General features: G+C 60.8%; 14 protein-coding genes. 12 read left to right on the top strand and 2 right to left on the bottom strand.

Going from position 1 to position 21,627, the window contains the following annotated elements:
- Nucleotides 1–519: 519 nt before the first annotated feature.
- Together QN206_00665 and QN206_00660 are read right to left on the bottom strand one after the other, a co-directional pair.
- Nucleotides 520–3,051, bottom strand: coding sequence for an AAA family ATPase (locus tag QN206_00665; GenBank protein MDR7613320.1), 2,532 nt, complete (start codon nucleotides 3,049–3,051; stop codon nucleotides 520–522).
- 241 nt (nucleotides 3,052–3,292) lie between these two features.
- Nucleotides 3,293–3,508: a helix-turn-helix domain-containing protein gene (locus QN206_00660; protein MDR7613319.1), complete on the bottom strand. Its 216-nt coding sequence runs from the start codon at nucleotides 3,506–3,508 to the stop codon at nucleotides 3,293–3,295.
- A 1,888-nt stretch (nucleotides 3,509–5,396) separates the two neighbouring features.
- On the opposite strand from QN206_00660, the gene QN206_00655 reads away from it, so the two are divergent.
- From QN206_00655 to QN206_00600, 12 genes are all read left to right on the top strand, one after another.
- Nucleotides 5,397–5,726, top strand: coding sequence for a hypothetical protein (locus QN206_00655; GenBank protein ID MDR7613318.1), 330 nt, complete (start codon nucleotides 5,397–5,399; stop codon nucleotides 5,724–5,726).
- A gap of 231 nt (nucleotides 5,727–5,957) precedes the next feature.
- Nucleotides 5,958–9,311: a DUF3883 domain-containing protein gene (locus QN206_00650; GenBank protein ID MDR7613317.1), complete on the top strand. Its 3,354-nt coding sequence runs from the start codon at nucleotides 5,958–5,960 to the stop codon at nucleotides 9,309–9,311.
- Between the two features lie 59 nt (nucleotides 9,312–9,370).
- Nucleotides 9,371–10,108: a hypothetical protein gene (locus QN206_00645; GenBank protein MDR7613316.1), complete on the top strand. Its 738-nt coding sequence runs from the start codon at nucleotides 9,371–9,373 to the stop codon at nucleotides 10,106–10,108.
- Complete coding sequence (locus tag QN206_00640) at nucleotides 10,105–11,394, top strand: Piwi domain-containing protein (protein ID MDR7613315.1); 1,290 nt, start codon at nucleotides 10,105–10,107, stop codon at nucleotides 11,392–11,394. The genes QN206_00645 and QN206_00640 overlap by 4 nt, the downstream gene beginning before the upstream one ends.
- On the top strand, nucleotides 11,382–12,587 hold the full coding sequence (locus tag QN206_00635) for a TIGR02391 family protein (GenBank protein ID MDR7613314.1): 1,206 nt from the start codon (nucleotides 11,382–11,384) through the stop codon (nucleotides 12,585–12,587). Before QN206_00640 ends, QN206_00635 begins: the two co-directional genes overlap by 13 nt.
- A 478-nt stretch (nucleotides 12,588–13,065) precedes the next feature.
- The gene (locus QN206_00630; protein MDR7613313.1) at nucleotides 13,066–14,436 is read left to right on the top strand and encodes an ATP-binding protein; all 1,371 of its coding nucleotides are present in this window, start codon (nucleotides 13,066–13,068) and stop codon (nucleotides 14,434–14,436) included.
- A gap of 147 nt (nucleotides 14,437–14,583) precedes the next feature.
- Nucleotides 14,584–17,262, top strand: a complete 2,679-nt coding sequence (locus QN206_00625) for a DEAD/DEAH box helicase family protein (GenBank protein ID MDR7613312.1) — start codon at nucleotides 14,584–14,586, stop codon at nucleotides 17,260–17,262.
- Complete coding sequence (locus QN206_00620; GenBank protein ID MDR7613311.1) at nucleotides 17,259–18,758, top strand: class I SAM-dependent DNA methyltransferase; 1,500 nt, start codon at nucleotides 17,259–17,261, stop codon at nucleotides 18,756–18,758. Before QN206_00625 ends, QN206_00620 begins: the two co-directional genes overlap by 4 nt.
- On the top strand, nucleotides 18,751–19,071 hold the full coding sequence (locus QN206_00615; GenBank protein MDR7613310.1) for a nucleotidyltransferase domain-containing protein: 321 nt from the start codon (nucleotides 18,751–18,753) through the stop codon (nucleotides 19,069–19,071). The genes QN206_00620 and QN206_00615 overlap by 8 nt, the downstream gene beginning before the upstream one ends.
- The gene (locus tag QN206_00610; GenBank protein ID MDR7613309.1) at nucleotides 19,068–19,463 is read left to right on the top strand and encodes a HEPN domain-containing protein; all 396 of its coding nucleotides are present in this window, start codon (nucleotides 19,068–19,070) and stop codon (nucleotides 19,461–19,463) included. Before QN206_00615 ends, QN206_00610 begins: the two co-directional genes overlap by 4 nt.
- Nucleotides 19,456–20,715 carry a restriction endonuclease subunit S gene (locus tag QN206_00605; protein MDR7613308.1) on the top strand — a complete coding sequence of 420 codons (1,260 nt, stop codon included), beginning with the start codon at nucleotides 19,456–19,458 and terminating at the stop codon, nucleotides 20,713–20,715. Before QN206_00610 ends, QN206_00605 begins: the two co-directional genes overlap by 8 nt.
- Before the next feature lie 3 nt (nucleotides 20,716–20,718).
- Entirely contained in the window at nucleotides 20,719–21,597 is an 879-nt protein-coding gene (locus tag QN206_00600) for a hypothetical protein (GenBank protein MDR7613307.1), read from the top strand.
- Nucleotides 21,598–21,627 lie beyond the last annotated feature (30 nt).

Genomic DNA, 21,627 nt, shown 5'->3' with positions numbered 1-21,627 from the left:
GACCGTTAACGCGCAGCGTTAGGCTCGTGCCCCGGACCCCACCATCAGCCCCCCCTCTCCGTTGGCTGCACAATGGCTGCAACCCCTCCAGGAGGCCGCTGTGGCGCGGGTTTCAGCCCGACCTGGAGATTATCTCTCCTCGGCGCGGCCCCGGGGACCCGGACCATCATCGCCTCCTCGTCCCCGGGTTCACCTTCAGCAGGCGACGCTCCGCCACCCTCCACCAATCCGAGCCCTGGACCGCAACCTCCGCGTGGCGACCCCATAAATCGCCGTGTGCGCACCCGTGGAGGACGTATGTCGCGATGACCCTCTCGCAATCCGGACACACGGAAGCCCAGCATCCGCAGTTCAGGGCGATACCAGGAGTGCGTTCTCGAAGCCGGGACAGGTAGGCCAGTGGCACGTACCCCACGGTCTCCGGGCCGCCATCCCTGAGCACGACCACGCGCGCCAAGGGCACAAGCACCGCGATTAGGTGGCCATTCGCCTCCTCCCACCTCCACCACCCCACGCTCGTCACCTCCCCTCATCCTCCACCGGGATCGGCTCCTCATGCACCTCCGCGACACGCAGGCACGCCCCACACCGTGGCGGACCGTCCCCGCGAAACACCCCATTATGGGGGAGCACGCCGTGCGTCGAGCACAGGTAGACGACCCTGAACATCTCAACGCGGACTCGCCCCCGGGGCGCTGTGGGAGTCTCGGGCTCCTCCGGACCGTGCCAGGCCACGGGCTGGACCGGCCCCGGGGGGTGGCAGCGGGCGCAGACCCAACCCCCGCCCAGGTGGTCGGGTCGCCTCCACCACCTCCGCCCCCCGCAGGTCCTGCAGGTGGGCGCCTGCGCCTCCTGTGGGATGGTGTCCCGGGGGATCGGGGGCTCGAGCAGGTTCGCGATGGCCTCGGCCACCCGCTTGGGGTCTGTCCCGGGCCGCCGGGGGAGGGCTTCCGCCAGGCCCATGGCCCAGTCCGGGATGCTCCCCCCACCACCCTGGTCTCCCCCCGGGGCTGGGTCCCCCTCAGCCTGGGTCCCTTCCTGCTTGACCTCCTTGAGGCCCTCCTTCCCACCTGGGGTCCGGGGGTCCTCACCCCGTGGTCCTCCCTCGCCAGGGCTGGACTCCCCAGACCCGGGGTCCTTTCCCTGGGGTGGCACCCCTCCCTCCCCTTGGTCGGGCAGAAATTCGTTTCTGACCTCAGTTTCGTTTCGGAACCCGGCAGAAACGAATAAATCCAGATCTGACGCGGCTTCCGGCCGATTCGTTTCTCGTTTCGTTCCCCTAAAAGGGGATTCAGAAACGAAATCTTGCCCGGCCCCTCCAACCCGGTGCCGGAAGGGGTCCCCTCTCCTACCCGACCCCTCACGCTGGACCACCCCCTCCCCGCAGAGTCGCTCGAGGACCCCGAGCACCCGGGTCGTGGCGCCCTGGACCCCCTCCAGGATCTCCCGGGTGGTCGCCCCGGGGTGATCCCGGACGAACTCCAGGATCCTGGCCCGGATGTCTGCCTCCCGGGCCTCCCGCAGGGTCCCCAGGAACCTCCACCTACCCGGGCCCCAAAGCTCGAGTGCCCAGGTCTGCGGGGCTGCCAGTTTCGTCTCCAGGCCCAAGACGCGGCGGGGACCGACCGGCTCGTCCTCCTCCGTCTCGGCCCCCCGAGGGAGCCACAGCCGGAGGATGGACTTCGCCGCGGCTCGGAGCACGAATGACCCGGCCAAGTCGCTACCCACCTTGTTGTCGTGCAGGATCGTGATCAGCCCGCACTCCCCCGAGCGGGCGATCCGGTCGAGGCGGAGGGCGACCGGGCCCATCAACGCTGCGTCGTTCAACGCGTTCTCCCGGGGCGGGAGCAAGTGGAACAACGCATCCCAGATTGCCAGGGCTGGCTTCATGGAGAGCACGGCTTCCTCCATCGCGCCCAGGGCGTCGCGTGGATCAGGATTGTCTCGCAGGTCGAGAAGGAAAAGGTGGGGGTGCCTACGAATACCCATCTCCTCGAGGCGGTCAAGCGTAATATTGAGCGGGTCGTCTAGGAGGACGGCCACCACCGCCCCGGTCTGTACCGGGAACACCCCGAGGAACGGCTCTCCGGAGAGCACCGAACGTGCGAGTTCAAGGGCCAACAGTGTCTTTCCTCTCTTGTCCTTCCCCCCCAGCAGTGTCAACGCACCAGCGGGCACGAGAGGCTCACAAACCCATTGAACGGGCGGGGCTTCGAGTTCCGTGACCGGCCGGAAGACCGGCTTGACCTTCGCCGGCCCCGTGGATTCCGGCTCCACCGATTCCCGCGGACGATCCCCCTCGGGCAGCAACGCCAAGAGGTCCTTCCACCCTCGGCTCGAACACCCGAGGTGGTGACAACCCGCCGTGATCGCGCCGCTCGGGAGGACGACGATGTAGGCGGCCCGATCCCGGTGCAACTCCGGCTCCCACGGGCAGTTGCGAAACACCCATTTCCAACCACCGCCACCCCACGGCCCGCTGCGAGCCACCTCCAGGTTGAGCGCAGCAATGACCCGCTCCACCCGCTCCTTCGGATCTCCACGGTTCTGCCTGCGGTCCTCCACACGAGGCTCCGCAGGTGCTAGAGCCGCAACCGCACGCAGGGCCTCCTCGGGCACCACCTGCACCGGCTCTGGTACGTGCAGGATCCTGCACATACGGTGTGGCCGGTCCGGAGTAGGATCGCCCTTGCGGTTCGTGGTTCCCGGCAGGCGGACGATGCGGCCCGCGTTGAACGTCTTCGTGTCCACGAGGGTCGCCCCGTCCGTAAAGTGGAGGTCAACTGCGGCCAGGACCGCGCGCACCAACTCGGTGGAGGCCGCGTCGTTCGGGAGGTCAACCCGGTACAGCAGGTAGGCGCCATTGCCGCTATCCACCACCACGGGCTCGGGCCAGCCCTGCTCGCGGAGCCACTCCCGGACCTCCTCGGCCCGGTGCAGGGCCGCATCGTGCTCGAAGCCTGTTGCAGCAACACCGCCCGGTCGCGCAGGGTCCAAGTCAAAGAGGATCCACCGACGGCGCAGAACGTCGGCATCGGATGTGAGTGGCACTTCGCCTCCGCCCCAATTCAGCCGGTTCGCGCAACGTGCGAGCAGAGCCGGATTGATCTGGTTCAACGTGATGTAGATCCCATGCGCACCACGGCGGTCAAGTTCTTCAACCGCGGCCACGAGTGCGGTGCGGTTGTTGAAATAGCCCGCAACAACCCCGCGCCATGGTCCCAACGCCCGAACCTCAACCGCACCTCCGTCCGGATGAAGGGTGCTCAGGCCACGGAGGACCTCATCGCGGTCAATCATCCCCGTCATCCCCCTCGAGACCGCCCGTGGCCTCCCGGATCAACCTCAAAACCTCGGACGCCGGGATCCGCAGGCACCGCGGGCTGAGGCGCACACCGCGCACCAAGCCCCGCGCGATCAGACGGTACGCGGTCGCCTTGCTGATCCGTAGGGCAGACGCAAGCTGCTCGACAGTCAACAGCTCCACCGGCCGGGGCTGCTCTCGCATTTTGCTCACCTCCGTTCCACAGCGTCTCGTGGGGGCCACATCGTAGGCAAGGAGGGGCAGGCTCCGTTGCGGGTCCGGGCACCCGTGTTAACCTTCAAATGTGAACAAACGCATCATTGTCGCTTCTCTCCGGGTGCAACCACGGCGACGCAGGGCAGCAGGGGCGTCCGGCAGTGAGAAGGCCCTCACCCCTCCGCCCCCCAGGTTCATCAACATCACGGTCCCGGTGCTGACCCTCGAGCCGGTGTTTGAACCGTGGGAACTCGGCGGTAGTTGCCTCGGAGAGCGTGAGGTGATCGTCGGTGCCCCGGCGGAGGTCCCGCGGGAGTGGTACCCGTTGCCCATGGAGATCGGCCGGGTCCTGTCAGATCTTGTTGAGGCTCAGCCGCGCCTGTTCATCCCCGGACAGTGGAAAGGCGCTTCGTGGTACTTTCTGGCGTGCCCATCCCCCCTGTGCGCAGTCCAACTACGTCTGGACCCCCACAACCCGCGCCCCTGGATCGGGGTTGTCCTGGGGAAGAGGGAAGGAAAGGTGGCTGCCTTCCGCGGGAACCTGTGCCCCTGCATGCCGCATGCGTTGCATGAGAAATTCCGGGGGGTCTTGTTGGATAGCAAGGGGAGAGGTTCTTAAGTTCGGCGCGCCCCGAAGTAATCCCGTCTCTTTCTGCTCCCCCACAGCGGGTGGCCGGGAGATGGAGAGTGGGGATGGGAGCGGAAGTTCGGGGGGAGCAGCCCGTGGCGGTACAACCACCTCTCCCTTTTGGACCACCGGCTGCCCCGCTGGGTGAACTTCCACCCAAACAAGACCCTGGCGCGCTTCAACTTGCCCATCTCAAGGCGCTCCGCGATCGCATAGATTCCTGCGAGTCGGTGGTAGGGGCGGGTTCTGTGGGACCAGCGGGTGCACATCTGCGTCAACTTCTCGATGAGAGCCCTCGTCGGGGGCCTTCGGGGTGGGCGGCTGGCTCCGAGGTGGACGATGTACTCGCGACGTGCGTGCAGGTCGAGGACCCGGCACGTGACGGGGCGCCCCGGATAGGTTGCGCGGAGGCGGTGGTATAGGCCATGCAGGTAGTGTCCCCACACGGCCGCGAGGATCAGGTCATGTGGTGTCGGGGTCAGCCCCACGAGCCGAGCAGCACGGAGCGCGGACGCACACTCCCGGGGGTGGTCCCGCAGGGCACACAGCAGTGCAATCCCCGGGTCCTCTTTCAACCTGTAGGCCCCGCGATCCACAGTCACGAGATCCGGAAACAACCCGGCAAGCATCTTGACCCACTTCAGTGCGGTCCTGCGGCTGACGCCTAGATGCCACGCGATCTGCCCGGTGGTCACGCTCCCGTCCATCACCTTTAGAGTAACCCGCGGCGGTTCTTTTTATCTCGGCAAATCAGGAGGGTGCGCGCGCGACCCCGGGGCGCGGTCTTTTTCACGCGCCGCAGGGCCGCACACGCGCACCTACACCTGCGCGCACAGGCGGGACCACGGGGCGGACCACCCTGGAGGCGTGCAGCCAAACGTGCAGCCATTGGATGATCATTCGTGCAACTCCGCGAGATGTGGTATACATCTTGGTGCGCGTTAATGTAGCGTATGAGATACAAGGGGACGGTGTGCAACGTCTCTGGTAGGGCTGAAAATCCCCGTGTCGGGGGTTCGACTCCCTCCCCAGGCACCAGCGGAGAACCGCGCAGGAAGCGGGTATACCTTCCCGGCACCACCTGAGTACCCCTACGGGGTCGTGAGTCCGCGGCACCTGCGGAGGGTTTGGGGCGCCAGCAGGAGGCGAGGCATGTGCCCGCGCCTTGACCGCGTGCACATGTTCGCCTATTTTAGCACCAAAGCCGGTCCGGGAGTGCCCGGGCTCCGTGGGGGAGCTCGGGGCACGGTGAGACGGGGCATTCCGCATGCCTCCGTCTCCAGCGGGGTGGGTGTGAGGCTGGAAGACCTCAGGCCGCAAGCGACGGTCCGCGGCGTCCTCCCGGGCACCGCGGTCACCGTGGTGAACGTCCAGTGGTTCGGCACCGACGCCCTGGAGCTCACCTACAAGGATCCCGCGGGCCGGGTGGGCAACGTCCTCCTGTACCGGGACGACGAACCGCGCCTGGAGGTGGTCGAAGCCGGCCGCCCCTGGAGCTTCGACGGCCACGGGGCCTTGCTGTTCCTTGACTCGAGGGGTGGCCCAGATGCCGAGAGGAAGGAAGCATCACCACCCTGATCCGAACCACGGGCGCGACTTGGCAGGCAGGGTTCAGATGATTTACGTGGACTGACCGTATGTATCAAGTGTTCGGGAAACTTCCAGCCCCGCCTCGACCGCGACGCAGACGTAAAGGAAAGGGACGAGGATGTCGCTCACGAATCCGAGCAGATCAGGGTCTCTACCGGGGCCCTTTTTCGAGGAGCCGGGAAATTGAAAGAGTAAAGTTCATTTCGTGAGGCGAGGCCGATGGAAAACGATCTTCAATCCGGCGCCATCGTGGAAGGGGAAGTTTTCCCAGAACCTATCCGGATTCTGCTCGTGCAGCCCTTCGGCCCGAATCTCCGGGTGGGCGGGCAGGGGCTTCGCACCCGGCAATACCACGAGCGTCTCCTGACCCCGGAGCAGGTCGGTCGGCTGCGGATCATCCCTGCCGAAGCGCCGTTCGACGGCGACGCCCACCGCTTCCGACTGGGGGTGGAAGCGGCCCGCCTGGGGCTGGCCTACGACTACGACCCGTATTTTTCCCTCTCCATCGCCCGCGTGGACCCGCTGCCTCATCAGCTGGAGGCGGTCTATCACTACATCCTGCCGCTGCCCCGCATTCGCTTCCTGCTGGCCGACGATGCCGGCGCCGGAAAGACCATCATGGCCGGCCTGCTCCTCAAGGAGCTCAAGCTGCGCGGGCTGGTCTCCCGCACCCTGATCGTCACGCCTGCCAACCTGATGTTCCAGTGGCAGCGGGAGCTGCGCGACCGCTTCCGGGAGCGGTTTGATATCGTCCGCGGCGTGGACCTGAAATATGCCTACGGGGTCAACCCCTGGCAGGACAGGCCCCAGGTCATCACCTCCGTTGACTTCGCCAAGCGCGAGGACGTGCTCGGGAGCCTCCAGCGCACCACCTGGGACCTGGTCATCGTCGACGAAGCCCACCGGATGAGCGCCAGCGACCCGGAGCATAAGACGGAGCGCTATAAGCTCGGCGAGCTGCTCTCCCAGCGGACGCATCATTTCCTTCTCCTCACCGGTACGCCCCATAAGGGCGATCCGGTGAACTTCTGCCTCTTCCTCCAGCTTCTGGATAGGGATGTATACGCAGACGTCCGCAGCCTGGAGGAGGCCATCCGGCGCAACCACGCGCCGTTCTATCTCCGCCGGACCAAAGAGGCGCTCATCACCTTCCCCGACCCCGAAACGGGGAAGGTCCGCCGGCTGTTCACGAACCGGGAGGTACGCACCGTCCGCTTCGAGCTGGACGGCCCGGAGTTCGCCTTCTACGAGGCCCTGACCCGCTATGTGCAGGAGCAGTCCATCCGCGCCGCCGCCGACCCTTCCGCCCGTGGGCGGGCCCTCGGGTTCACCATGGCCATGTATCAGCGGCGCTTCGCCTCCAGCCTCCACGCCGTCCGCCGGAGCCTGGAGCGGCGCCTGGAGAAGCTGGAAGACCGCCTGCGCCGCCCCCGGCCAGAGGTCGCCGTGGACCTCTCCCGTCTGGAGGATCTGGATGAGCTGCCTGAGGAGGAAGCGATCCGGGTCGAGGAGGAGGTGGAAGAGGCCTCTCTCCCCTCCGAATCCTGGGAGATCCGACAGGAAAGCCAGGCCCTGCGGGCGCTGGTGCAGCAGGCCCGGGCTCTGGAGGAGCGGGAAGTTTCCTCCAAGCTGGCCAAGCTGCGCCAGGTGCTCACCGAACAGGGGCTCTTTGAGGACCCCCGCACCAAGCTCCTCATCTTCACGGAGTTCAAGGAAACCCTGGACTACCTGGTGGTCACCCTCCGCCGGTGGGGCTTCCGGGTTACCCAGATCCACGGCGGCATGAAGATCGGCGACCGGGACACGCCGGGCACCCGGCTCTACGCCGAGCGGGAGTTCCGGGAAGAGGCCCAGATCATGGTGGCCACGGAGGCCGCCGGGGAAGGTATCAACCTCCAGTTCTGCTGGCTGATGATCAACTACGACATCCCCTGGAACCCCATGCGACTGGAGCAACGCATGGGGCGCATCCACCGCTACGGCCAGGAGCGGGACTGCCTGATCTTCAACTTCGTGGCCGCCAACACCCGGGAGGGGCAGGTCCTGGAGCGCCTCCTGGAGCGGCTTCGGGAGATCCGTCGGGAGCTGGGCAGCGACCAGGTCTTCGACGTGGTCGGCGAGGTCATCCCGGCCAACTACTTGGAGCGGCTGTTCCGGGACCTCTACGCCGGGCGCCTCACTCCGCAGGCGGCCCTCGAGCGCCTCGTCCAGGACCTGGACCGGGAACGCTTCGCTCGCATCTGCCAGTCCACGCTGGAAGGGCTGGCCAAGAGAGAGCTGAACCTGTCGGCGATCCTGGGACGGACGGCCGAGGCCAAGGAGCGGCGGCTGGTGCCGGAGGTGGTGGAGACCTTCTTCCTGCAGGCGGCTCCCATCGCCGGCCTTCCCACGCCGAAGGGCCGCAACGGCGTTTACACCGTAGGGCGCATCCCCCGCCACCTGCAGCTCGTAGGGGAGCGTCTGGAGCCCCGCTTCGGTCCCCTGGGGCGGGAGTACCGGCGGATCACCTTCAACAAACAGCGCCTGACCGAGGACCCCACGCTGGAGTGGGTGACCCCCGGGCATCCGCTCTTCGAGGCCGTTCGGGAGGAGGTGTGGGAGAAGGCGCAGACAGACCTGAGACGGGGCGCCGTGTTCTATGACCTGCATCGGACGGCGCCGGCCCGGCTGGAGGTGTATGCGGCCTCCGTCGCAGACGGACGGGGCAACATCCTGCACCGCCAGCTCTTCGTAGTGGAGGTGGGGCCTTCGGGGGAGATGCGCCTGCGTCAGCCGACGCTCTTTCTGGACCTCATTCCGGTAATGCCGGGAACGGCGGATCCGCCGCCCATCTTCCCGGTCGACCGGAACGAAGTGGAGCGCTTCCTGCTGGAGAGCGGGCTTCAGTCTTTCCTGGGGAAGGTCCAGCAGGAGCGACAGAAGGAGCTGGAGACCATCGCCCGCCACGTGGAGGTGAGCCTGCTCACCCTCATCGACCGGCAGCAGCGGCAGATCGCCGAGCTTCTGGAGCGGCAGCAGCATGGGGAGGACGTGACGCTGGCCTTGAGCGAGGCGGAGCGGCGGCTGGAGGAGCTGAACGCGCGGCTGGAGCGGCGGCGGGAGGAGCTCCGGCGGGAGCGGGAGCTGGCCATCGCCGACCTCACCCATATCGGCTCGGCCCTGGTCCTGCCCCATCCCGAGCGCGAAGAGTTCGCGCCCATGGTGCGGGACGAGGAAATCGAGCGCATTGCGATGGAGGAAGCCATGCGCTATGAGCGGGAGCGGGGCTGGGAGCCCGAGGACGTCTCCGCCGAGGATCGCGGTTTTGACATCCTGTCCCGGCACCCGGAAAGCGGCCACGTCCGCTTCATCGAGGTCAAGGGCCGGGCCGGCGTGGGGCCGGTGGCCCTCACGCCCAACGAATACAAAACGGCCGAACGGCTGAGGGCGGACTACTGGCTCTACGTGGTCTTCGACTGCGCCACCCGCCCGCGCCTCATCGCCGTCCAGGACCCCGTCCGCCTGAATTGGGAGCCCATCGTGAGGATTGAGCATTACCAGATCGATCTAGAGAAGCTGAAAAGAATAGAATGAACGAGGGAGTAAGCAGGGAGAATACAGCTTGAGTATTAGGCTATCAGGAGGCTGACTAAATGAACACGATCTTGCTGGAGCCAGGGCTCTATGTAAATGTCTTCAGAGTGAACTTGCCAGATGAGCGCGTTAGCTTGATGCTAGCACCATCAAAAAACTTCGCCTCATTACAAGAATTGCGCACTGAGATTGAGCAGTTGGGATGGACTATTCATGTTTATCGATATCGAGATCAGATTTTCGGATATGGCCGAGATATGAAACGACTCGCTTCCAAGGGCTTTCAACAGCAACAGGTTCGGCTGCTGGAACATCCTCAATGGTGCGTTCGCCTGATCAATGAAGGCATTAGCAACCATCTGAAAACTCAAGGGTATCGCAAACGGCGCGGGAAAGGTCGCACCACGCTTTATGAGCCGAAGCCTTACCGCACTGCTGTCGCAGGGCGATTGAAAATCTTCCGTGGTTACGATTTGAGAACTATCTATATATGGCAAGGAAATCTTCCCATTTTGGGCTTGATTGTGGACATCTGCTGGGAAATACAAAACGAACACGGACAATGCCTCGATACTCGTGAAATTCAACGATATAATGCAATGGCAGAAATTGCACAAATTCAAGACGAATTTCTCCCAGATAATCGGATAAATCCGGAAGTCTCTCGGCTTAGACTGCACAATCACATTCTACCTTTTGTGCAGGCAAACAAAGAGTTCTCATTGCCTCTTGCTGAAAGCATAAAGGCAAGTTTGGAGGAAACACCGTTGCGCGTTATCCTGGGGGTGGTTCCATGAACGATTTCTATCTAACAGGAGAACAATTTACATTGCCCCCCTTGCGTTTTAGTCTTTCATCGTGGTCGGCGCAACATGAAGACGCAAGGCAAGGGCTGAGGCGGTATGGCCCGTATGATGCACAACATCTTGGCCTGGATAGGGTTCGTTGCGTTTTGGTGTACCCCAGGGAACTCTTGGATGAGCACAATATCTTGGTGTCAGGTCTTACTAACGGCAATGGGGCGTTTGCAGGGTTCCAGAGTCTATTCCGCATTCCTCTTGAATTCGTCGCTGAGAGACCGCTTGACATTGAAGCTCCGAGGGAAACGATAACGACTGTTCTGGTCAACGATAATCCTGATTTGGTTCTTGTCATTATGCCAACGAAAAATCTGACCCTATATGCTGAGGTCAAATCGCTTCTTTTAGGCAATGGAATTCCAAGCCAGGTTGTTACGGCGGAGGTACTTAGAAATACGAGAGGGCTTCCGTGGACCCTTGAAAATATAGCCCTGCAGATATATGCCAAGATTGGCGGCACACCGTGGACGGTTATGTCTCCTTCACAACAAAAAGAGCTTGTTATCGGGGTAAGCCGAGCGATGGATCGACAAAGGAATTACGTTGTGGGGTTTATAACGCTTTTCATGCAGGACGGGGATTACCAATTTCTGTATTCGCTTGCGCCCAAACCGGTGGCATGGGAAAAACTGGACGAGTATAGGAATGCGCTTGCCGATTTAGTTGTTGAGGCTTACAAGGAGTACGAGCGGCGACAAGGGAAACCTTCTTCAATTATAATTCATCTTTGCAAACGTCCGGGTAAGTTTAGGGAGATCGCGGCTGTAGAACAAGCGCTTCAGAGAATCGGCACTGATATACCATATGCCATTCTGCACTTAAACGATGATACTAATTACCGGTTGTTTGACACAGCACACCCGACCTATGTTCCTAAGCCCGGCATTAGGGTTGAGGTCAATCGTTACACGGCGCTACTGTTCTTGGACGGCCGCGTACCTGATCGAACAGGTCAGGAACTGCGCAGAAAGCGGGGTGTGCCAAATGTATTGGAAATCTACATGGACGCACGATCCACAATGTCGTCAAATGAGTTCCCCCGCCTGGTTCAGCAAGTTTTTGCCTTCGCCCGAGTTAACTGGAGGGGATTCAACGCCCAACTCAAGCCAGCTACACTGAACTATTCGTATCTGGTAGCTCGGCTCGTGTCTGAAATCGGGGCGGACAATTGGAGTCCCATAGCCAGTGCGGGCAAATTGAGGGATAAGGCATGGTTCCTGTAGATTTTTACCACTACAGACGTGAGCTGCGTCAGGCCCTGTTGAGGGAGCTGGAGGTTCTGAAAGACCGCTGGGATCCATTCGCGGCGGCCTGGTTGGGCTATGCATTGAGCGTTGAGGGGACCGAGAATAACCAACCTTTTGAGGAGCTTGTTTTGAAAATACGAAAATGGGTAGAAGAAGAACAGGTCTGGGATGTGCACCGGAATGTAGGACCAATAGCAGCGGCTTTCTGGTTAAACCGAAAAGCAGGCCGCTCCCTTGAACTTGAACCTGAGTGGTTCGCACGGTTGAGTGACAAGGTGCAGCAACTCGGCGCGGACGACAGATGGTCGCCTCTGCGTGATCCGGAGCAGGTGTTTCTCCTATCGTTGGGTTTCCAGGCAATGGGCAGCGACCGTGGAGGGGAATGTCTCCAGGCGATATTGAAAACTAAGGAGATTTCTAAAAGGGAAATGGGGCGTGGCCCTTTGTATAGGCGGATTCTCTATGCTGCGGCTCTGAGAGAGCTGGGGGATGATGTTTCCCGCCCACAAGGCGAGCCGCAGGACGAAGCGGACATTATTGCGCGAGTGTGGTGGGCCGAGCGTTATGGAGGGAACAAGCGAGAAGATTGGGAACGTTTTGGTAGTGTTCAAGAACGGATTGTTTTTGATGAAGGAGTACTACTATCACAACGCGTGTTATCTCCTACTGAAAAAGCTCTTCTATATGAGGCAATCGTAAGGGAGACTGAGCATCCGGATCCACAACTACTCTTTGATTACTTTCCCCTTCACAGACGAGTCAAGCAAGCGGCAGAAGGCTACTTCCGTGCTGGGAAATTCGTGGGAGCTGTGTTTGAGGCAACCAAGGTCCTCAACGAAGAGATTCAAAAGCGTTCCGGTATATGGGACAAAAATGAGGCCGAATTAGTTCAGGCAACAATGAAACAAATAGGAGAGCCTGCGAAATTGAGGATTCGCTTTAACGCTCATCTTGATAAGGAATCAGGTAAAAATGAACAAGCCGGACTGGCTTTGATTTGTGAAGGGGTTTTTAAAGCCTTCAGGAATCCGAAGGGGCATTTGCCGGAGAACCATGAACTGGTGCGTTTGGACCCGTATGAGGTTCTTCATCAATTGATTGTGATAAATTACCTGTTGTGGCGCATTGAAAATGCATCTGCATATATGGAGGGAGAAACGGATGCCTAACCCCATCCGCCGCCTCATTGAAACCGACGAGATGCCCATCGGGCAGATCTCGGCGCATGCCCGGAAGGGCCAGAATGTGCGCAAGGGCGCCCCCACCTCTGGTCATGCACGAGGCAACGATACCGGCGTCGACCCGTCCCACGCGGCGGCAACTTTCGGGGAAGCACCATGACCGATTGGACATGGGTGAAAGAGCAATCCGAGGGGCAATTCTTGGAGCGCAAAAGTTGCTATGACCGGAGGGACGACGTGCCCCGTCCCCGACCGGTCAAAGACGTGATCCGGGATGTGGCGGAAACGCTGGCGGCTATGGCCAATGCCGACGGTGGCACGGTCGTGCTCGGTATTGAGGATGACGGCACTGTTTCGGGCGTTCCGGAGCGCTATAACCTTGCGCAAGTCAGGACGCAGATCAGGAGCCTCATCCGCCCCCCCTCTGAGCTTTCGTGTTCATGAAATCACCCTGGAAGGGAAGCGCGTGTGGGTCTTCGAGACCGACTGGAGCCCGCAGGTGCATCAGCTCAGCGATGGACGCTACCTTTACCGTCACAATGACCAGAACCTGCCCTTCCCCGCCACGGACATTGAAGCCATCAAGAACGCACGTCGTAAACTGATCTGGGAAGATCAGATCGTCCCCGAAGCCACCCTGGCGGATATAAACACCGATCTGGTGAAAGAAGTCGTCGAGCGCGTAGGACTGGACCTGTCGGTCGAGGAAGCGCTCCTGCATTACCATCTGGCCGAGAAGCGAAATGGGCGTCTCTTCCTGCGCCGGGCTGCCCTGTTGCTCTTCGGCCGAGATCCTTCTCGCTGGCATCCCCGCTGTGGGATTGATTTCGCCGTCTGGCAGGGAACCGAGCGACGCACCGGCCCGGAATTCAACATCCGCAAGCGGCTTCGGATCGAAGGCATCCCGCTGGTGCGGCTGGTGGAGGAAGCCTACAGGACCATCCAGCCGTATCTGCCTGAGCGGCAGACCCTGGTGGACCTCTTCTTTGAAGAGCGCCTGGTCTATCCCACCTTCGCCTGGCAGGAAGCCATTGTCAACGCCATCGCGCACCGGGATTACGCTCTGGAAGGGATCGGTATCGAAGTGGATCTGTTCGATGACCGCCTGGAAGTGCGTAGCCCTGGCGAGCCGGTGCCGCCGGTGACCCTGGAACGGTTGCGCCGTCGCGAAAAAGTCCATGCCTCGCGGAACCCGCGGATCGTGCGGGTGCTGACGGACCTGGGCTACATGCGGGAGCGTGGCGAGGGCATCCCACGCATGTTCGAGGTGATGGAGCGTGAGGGGCTACGCCCACCCGAGCTTGCCATGGAAGGTGGCTGCTTTGTCGTCACCCTCCACAGCACGCCGATCTACCGACCGGAGACGATGTACTGGCTCCGGCGATACGAAGGGCAGGGGCTCACCCGCAATCAACTGCGGCTTCTGGCTTACGCCTACGAGCACGGAGGCCGGTTCACCAGCCGGGCTTATCAGAAACTGGTCGGTGTGGACCCCTACACGGCCAGTCGTGACATCAAGGACCTCCTCCGCCGGAGAATCGTGCGGCTCAACCAGCCTCGAGGGCGAGTGTATGAGATCATCCCGGAACCTGAGAAAGCGCCCCAGGAAAAGCCGCCGGAACTCCTTGCCCTGGAGCCGATCCTACATGAGAAAGGCTATGTCAAAAATGAGGATGTCCGGCGCGTTTTCGGCGTTTCACGGATTCAGGCCTTTCGGCTTCTTCAGCACCTTGTGGAGATGGGTTTTTTGAGGAAGCAGGGGAAAGGCCGAGGTGCTTGCTATGTAGCGATTCAAAATACATCAATCTCACGGGGAAATGCAATCATCTCTTCTTGAACGATGCATTTGGGGACTGATACATTTAGGCAGGGAGGAACAGGGATGTCTGATGGCGTGCACCGCCTGATTGAGGCCGACGAGCCCCCCCATCGGGCAGATCTCGGCGCACCCATCCAAAGACCACGGCGTTCGGGAGGAGCTCCGATGGGGATGAATGAAGCGGAAACCCGGGCAAGGCTTGTTGAGCTCAAACTTAAGGCTGCAGGCTGGACGGATCAACACCTTGGGAGGGAGTTTTATTACAACCGAGACCATCAATACACGCCCGGGAAAATTATTTTAGTTGGAGATCGCATCCGGCGAGGCAAGCCCAGGCGGGTAGATTACCTATTGCGCTACACCGATGGCTTCCCCATCGCCGTGGTGGAGGCTGAACCCGAGGACAGCCCGCCTGATGCCGGCCTGGAACAGGCCAAGGGCTATGCTCGGGACCTGGGGCTGGCTTTCGCTTATTCCACCAATGGACACAGGATCGTAGAGTATGACTTCTTCACGCACACCACCCGGGATTTGGATCGATTCCCATCGCCGGATGATCTGTGGCAGCGGTGGCAGGTAAACACAGGCCTGACCCAGCCGGTTCCAGGCCAGCTCAAAGAGGCCCCCAGTATATACGGGCTTCCAGAGAGGCAAACCAACCCCCTATTGTGTCCTTATTGCCCCGAGAGCCTCTGCGGCAAGCGCCCTTATTACTTCCAGGAAGTGGCCATCCGGGAGGTGATCCTCCGCATTATGCGGGGCCAGCGGCGGATCCTCCTCACGATGGCCACGGGCACGGGGAAGACCTTCGTGGCCTTCCAGATCGTCTGGAAACTCTTGAAGTCCCGGTGGCTGGAGAACCGCCATCCCGGACGGCCGGCGCGAGTGCTCTTCCTCGCCGATCGGATCGTCCTGCGCGACCAGGCCTACAACACGTTCTCGCCCTTCGCTACCGGGACCAGCGAGCCCCGCTTCCTCATTGAAGGCCATCCGCCCAACCTGAACCGGGACCTTTACTTTGGCATCTATCAAACCCTCTGGAGCCCCAACGAGGAAGGGAAGCGGCTCTTTGAGTGCTTTCCACCTGATTTCTTTGATCTGGTCATCATTGATGAGTGCCATCGCTCGGGCTGGGGAACCTGGCGGGAGATCCTGGACCACTTCTCCTCAGCCATCCACCTGGGGATGACCGCTACCCCCAAGCAGGATGAGAACATTGACACCTATGCCTACTTCTGCAGCGAAGAACCCGAAGTCTCCATAGACCCGGAACACCCCGAGCGGGGCACCTGGCGGCCTCCGGCATACCAATATAGCCTCGGCCAGGGCATTGAGGACGGGTTTCTGGCCACCTATAAGGTGCACGTGGTGCGCACCAGCGTAGATGCTCAGGGGCTCAGGCTGGAGGATGCCATGGAGCAGGGCGCAGAGGTCTTCATTCCTGAGGACGTGGAGCCCCGCCCCGTTTACCACACGCCCCAGTTTGAGCGGGAGATCACCCTGCCGGACCGCACAAGGGAGATGGTGCGACACCTGGCGGGGTTGCTCCGCCGCTTCGGGCCGATGGAAAAGACTATGGTCTTCTGCGTGGATATGGAGCATGCCCGCCTGGTGGCCCGATTGCTCCGGGACGAATTGGGTCCCGAGACCGGACTGGACAACTACGCTGTGCCCATCATCTCCGAAGAAGGAGAAGAAGCCCGCCGCTGGCTGGAGGATTTCGCCGACTCCAATAAGAAAGCGCCTGTGGTGGCCACCACTGCCGAATTGCTTACGACCGGCGTGGACGTTCCTCCTTGCCGGAACATCGTTTTTATGAAGACCATCTCCTCCCCTGTGCTCTTTAAGCAGATCATCGGGCGTGGGAGCCGTCTGGATCCCGCTACGGACAAATACTGGTTCCGCATCATCGACTATACTGGTGCCACCCGACTATTCGACCAGTGGGATCGGCCGCCCGTTCCGCCACCTGAACCGCCGGCGGGTCCTCTGACGGCGGGCGTGGATGGGGTTGTTTGCGATGCCGAGACTGGAGATGTTATCGTCGGCGCCTCTGTTTCCATCCGCACCGGACCCAACACCCAGCAGGGGCCTATCCGCACCGACGAGAACGGAAGGTTCGCATTCCGGAGCCTTCCGGAGGGAACGCTGACCCTCATCGTCAGTGCACCCGGCTATGTGCGGAAAGAGCTGCGCGTGGACACCGTTGCGGACGCGGTCCAATGGGTGGAGGTGCCGCTTAAGCAGCAAAAGGGCAAGCCCCAAAAGATCCGCGTAGAGGGGCTGGAGGTGGCTATTCAGGACGAGATCATCTTCACGATCGACGCCACCGGCCAGCAGTTGACTCTGAGGGAGTATCGAGATTACATCCGGAGCCGGGTCATCGAGGCGGCACCCACGCAGAAAACATTACGGGAGATCTGGGTGGATTCGGAGAAGCGCAGGCGTTTTATGGAGGAGCTGCGCCGCGCCAGCGTTCATCCCGAACTCCTGGCCGAGATCGAGGGACAGCCCGAAGCCGACACCTACGACCTCCTCGCCCATCTGGCCTTCGGGGCTCCCATTCGCACCCGCCGCCAGCGGGCGGAGGCCTTCCTGAATCGGGAACAGGCTTTTCTGCTCAAGCACCGGGAGGAAGCCCGCCGGGTCATTCTGGAGTTGCTCGATAAATACCGGGTGGGTGGAATTGAACAACTGGAGCCCGAGATCTTTGGGGTGTCACCTTTCCGGGAATGGGGCGGAGCGGTGAAGATCAAGGATTGGTTTGGCGGCCCTGCCCAACTCGGTCAAGCATTGAAAAGTGTCCGAGAACGGCTCTATCTCCGTGAGGAGGTAGCGGCATGAACCGTCCTCAAACCCGAGAGACCTTGGCTAACGAAATCTGGCGAGCTTGTGACATCCTCCGTCGTGACAACAACTGCGGCGGCATCATGGAGTATGTGGAGCACCTGTCCTGGCTCCTCTTCCTGCGCTTTCTGGACGCTCAAGAAGAGGAGTGGGAGACCCAGGCGACCCTCGCCGGCCGCCCCTACCGGCCTATCATTGAACCTCCCTACCGCTGGCGGGACTGGGCTTTGAAGGACTGGCCTGCAGATGACCTGCTTGCCTTTGTGCATGGGAAGCTTATCCCCTATCTCCAGAACCTGGGCGGTGATCCGTTGCGAGAAACCATCCGCAGCGTCTTCGCCGAGCGCAACGTCATCGTCTGCGCTTCCGGTTACAATCTCAAGGATGTCATCACGATCATCAACGGGATTGACTTTCATAGCCAGGACGATATCTTCACAGTTTCAGAGGTATACGAGTCTCTACTTTATCGAACGGGAAACGAAGTCGGTATTGCAGGCGAGGTATATACACCACGACCTGTAATACGATTCATCGTGGAGGTGGTGAACCCTCAGATCGGCGAGACCGTTTACGATCCCGCCTGCGGCACCTGTGGCTTCCTTGTAGAAGCGTATCTCTGGATGAAACGACAGGAGAGGACCCTGGAGGACCACCGCATGCTCCAGGAGCGCACGTTCTATGGTCAGGAGAAGAAGCCCATCCCGGCCCTTCTGGGGCTGATGAACATGGTCCTTCACGGCGTGGCCGCGCCCCGCATTTACCGCCGGAATACGCTGGAAGAGAACATCCGCCAGGTCACCGAGCGCTTTGATGTCATCATGACCAATCCGCCCTTCGGCGGTGTTGAGGGCCGGCACATCCAGGCCAACTTTCCCATCAAGTCCTCCGCCACGGAACTCCTCTTCCTCCAGCACATCATGCGCAAGCTCAAGCCCCGGGACGGCGCCCGCTGCGGGATGGTGGTGCCGGAGGGAACCCTCTTTCGCGGCGGGGCTTTCGCCGAGGTGAAGAAGGCGCTTTTGGAAGAGTTCAACCTGCACACCATCGTGAGCCTGCCGCCCGGTACGTTTGCTCCTGTAGATGTAAAGACCGCCCTCATTTTCTTTGAGTGGCCGGGACGCACTCGGGAGATATGGTATTACGAACTGCCCTTACCCGAGGGGCTGAAGAAATTCAGCAAGGGAAGCCCTATTCAGGACGAACACTTCGAAGAAGCGCGACGCCTCTGGAAAGCATGGGATGCCTACCGTAGGGGGCAGGGTCCCCGTGAGACCTGTCTCTCGGAGCGCTCCTGGATCGTGCCGGTGGAGGATATCAAAAAGCGGGGCTACGACCTCACGGCCCGCAATCCGAACCGCAAGGAAACGGAGGCCCTCCCCTCGCCGGTGGAGATCGTGGCGGGGCTACTGGAGAAGGAGCGGGAGGTCCTGAGCATTGTGGAAGAACTGAGCGAGATCCTCGGGAACAACCGGGAGGACGAGAATGGCTGAGGATGTCCGCGCGATTGTTCGCAGAGTGAAGGACTTCCTTGCAGGAAGGTACGGCTCCGGAATCAAAGCGGTGATCCTTTACGGATCTTATGCGCTGGGGACGGCCACCGAGGATTCGGATGTGGATCTCCTGGTGGTCGTTGAGGATTCCCTGGACCCCTGGCAGGTGCGGCGTTCCCTGGATGCGCTGCTCTTCGATATTCTGCTTGAGACGGGGGAACTCATTTCTGTGGTCGTTGTCCCTGAGGGGTATTACGAAGCGTATGCCTCGCCTTTCCTGGCGAATGTGCGCCGCGAAGGGGTGCACATATGAAGAAAGAGCTCAGGGATTTCGTTGCCAAAGCGGAGCGTTTCCTCCAAAGTGCCGAACATCTTTTCAAGGTGGGGGACTATGATTCCTGTGCCTCTCGCTGTTACTATGCCATGTTCTTCATGGCCGAAGCCGCCCTCATGCTCAAAGGCCTTTCCGCCTCCTCCCATCGCGGCGTGATCGGCCTTTTCGGCAAGCATTTTGTTCAGACTGGGATATTTGATCCTGAACTGGGGCGGGCGCTCCGGAGGGCTTATGATGTTCGTTTGACCGGGGATTATGCCGTTGGGATCACGGTAAGCCGCGAGGAAGCAGAAGACTTGCTCAGAGCGGCCCATGAATTTGTCGTAAAGGTGCGGGCTTACCTGGAGAGGGAGGCACAAAACCATGACTGAAGGACCCTACAAACTCCCCGAAGGCTGGCAGTGGGTGCGGCTGGGGGAGGTGTGCACAATCAATCCTCGGCGTCCTCGCATTCAGCGCGAGGAAAGTGAACCAACTACATTCGTTCCGATGTCCGCCGTTGATGATGCAACCGGCGAAATTGTTGCTGCTGAGGAGCGCCCTTTTGCAGAGGTCAGGAAGGGCTACACTTACTTCGAAGAAAACGACGTGCTTTTTGCGAAGATTACGCCTTGCATGGAAAATGGGAAGGCTGCGATTGCCCGTTGCCTGCGCGATGGTATTGGGTTTGGGTCGACCGAATTCCACGTCCTGCGCCCGGGGGAAAGCATCATTTCCGAGTGGATATGGCTCTTTGTAAGGCAGGAGTGCTTTCGGGAAGAGGCTAAGAAAGCGTTTCGAGGTGGCGTGGGGCAACAAAGGGTGCCACAAGAATTCCTCGAACAACATCCCATCCCCCTCCCGCCCCTTCCCGAACAGCGGCGCATCGTGGCGCGGATCGAAGAGCTGATGGCGCGGGTGCGGGAGGCGCGCCGCCTTCGCGAAGAAGCCCTGGAAGACGCCGAACGCCTTTGGCAGGCCACCCTTGCCGAAACCTTTCCCCGCCCCGACGTAGGGGCGCACGGCTGTGCGCCCCTGCCTGAAGGCTGGCGGTGGGTGAGGTTGGGGGAGGTGTGCGAGATTAATCCCCGCCGACCTCGCATGCAACGGGCACCCAATGCTTCTACGACCTTTGTCCCAATGTCGGCAGTTGATGATGAAACTGGAACGATTGTTGCCGCTCAAGAGCGCCCTTATGAAGAGGTTAGGAAGGGCTACACCTACTTTGAAGAAAACGACATCCTTTTTGCCAAGATAACACCCTGCATGGAAAACGGCAAAGCAGCGATCGCGCGCGGGTTGATAAACAGCATTGGATTTGGGTCCACCGAGTTCCATGTGCTGCGGCCAGGGAAAAACGTTATTCCAGAATGGATATGGCTTTTCATAAGGCAGGAGCGTTTTCGGAAAGATGCCAAAAAGGCCTTCCGGGGTGGTGTGGGGCAACAAAGGGTCCCCCAAGAATTCCTCGAACAATACCTCGTCCCCCTCCCACCCCTCGAGGAACAACGCCGCATCGTGGCGCACCTGGAGGCAGTGCAGGAGAGGGTCCGGGCGCTCAAGGAGGCGCAAGCGGCAACCGAAGCGGAACTTCAGCGCCTGGAGCAGGCCATCCTGGACAAAGCCTTCCGCGGAGAGCTATGAGGCATGCAGCGGGACCTCTGGGGCAATCCAGTCATCCGCCGCCAGACCTACCACCTGTTCCACGATGAAAGCATCCCCAACAAGCGCTGGTTCCTTGTGGGGCTTCTGTTTGTCCGGGATGCCGACCTGGAGAAGGTACAGGCGACCCTGCGGGATGGGAGACAAAGAGAGGACTACTGGGGAGAAGTGCATTTCTCCGACCTTCCTAAGAGCTTCGATGGGTCATACGGTGCTAAAGCGCGGATTGCCAGACGCTGGATGAATGCTTTCCAATCCGGGCTTGCCGACCTTGCCCGCTTCACCGTTCTGGCGGTGGATCGCCACAGCCCGGCTCACGACCCCAAACGCTTCCCCAAAGATTACCACGCTTATAACCGCTTCACTGCTATGGCGCTCAAGGCAGGCATCGCATGGTTCCTGGGGCCTGAAAACCTGGATGGGGTAGAAATCACGTTCATATCCGACGCCAAAGATCGGATGAGCCGGCCTGATCAAGGATGGATTGATAACTTTGAGGATTATCTTCCCTTCCGAGCTGAATTGGACGCACTCTTAGGAAAGTCGGAAGGCAAACCCTATCCTGCAGTAAAATTGCACCTGAGGTTGGAGGATTCCACGAACAACGATCTCCTCCAATTCTGCGACCTGCTTCTTGGCGCGACGCAACAAGCGATGGTGGGGAGCTCTTCCCGACCTGTGAAACGCGACCTCGGAAGGATGGTGGCTCACTGGTATCAGGATCTGCAGCAACCGCCATGGAAGCAGCAATTCAGGCTTCACCGCCGATTCAACCTCTGGGCATTCCCCGATAAGGAGGGCAAGCCTTACAATCGGGTTGCCCTTGCCCTCCAGACCGGCGATAGGCAACCGAGTCTTTTCTGACGCTATAGCGCCCGGGCGCGTTGCGTAGGC

Source organism: Armatimonadota bacterium, assembly GCA_031460175.1.
Taxonomy (GTDB): domain Bacteria; phylum Sysuimicrobiota; class Sysuimicrobiia; order Sysuimicrobiales; family Sysuimicrobiaceae; genus Sysuimicrobium; species Sysuimicrobium tengchongense.
Note: the sequence above shows the minus strand (reverse complement) of the source record. Positions and strands in the feature narration are given on the sequence as shown.